Origin of the sequence: Nonlabens antarcticus, from assembly GCF_015356755.1 — a bacterium.
Lineage (GTDB): Bacteria > Bacteroidota > Bacteroidia > Flavobacteriales > Flavobacteriaceae > Nonlabens > Nonlabens antarcticus.
Genome location: NZ_JADFCO010000050.1, coordinates 1 through 541, shown reverse-complemented (window position 1 = coordinate 541; position 541 = coordinate 1). Strand labels below are relative to the sequence as shown.

Genomic DNA, 541 nt, shown 5'->3' with positions numbered 1-541 from the left:
TCACCATCTGGGGAAGTTCCCGTAGCTAACGCTTGGTTCCTTACCGTTCCCGCATCTATGTCAGACTGCTGGATCGTGTAGGTTCCCGTAAACGTAGTACTGTCTACTCCACTTGGACCTGGGGGAAGTGTAGCGATTTGACCACCTACTAAACTACCATTCGGCAACACCAATAACGGGTCGGTGATGCGAACATTGGTAAGAGTTCTGTTTCCACTATTCCTAACTCTAAATGTATAGCTTATGGTTTCTCCTACCTGAGCAAATCCATCGCCGCTCTCATCGTTGAAATTACCCGTTTTGATTAAAGAAATAGAATCAATTGTATTGAATGTAGTTATTGTTGGATCATCTGGGTTTCCATTACCGTTAATATCTTGGTTTGTTAAATCGCTTGGATCATCTGATAGGTCTGTAATATCTCCATCATTTGGTGTCGTTCCAGTTGCAGTTGCCTGATTGGTCACTCCGCTGTTATCTATATCAGATTGCTGGATCGTGTAGGTTCCAGAGAAAGTAGAGTCATCACCTGTTCGAGGAG

At 43.8% G+C, this 541-nt stretch carries 1 protein-coding gene; it reads right to left on the bottom strand.

Features of this window, described 5'->3' with window-relative positions; genetic code table 11:
- The coding region (locus IQ282_RS00190) for a DUF7507 domain-containing protein (protein ID WP_194849932.1) at window positions 1–541 on the bottom strand (541 nt) is incomplete at both ends.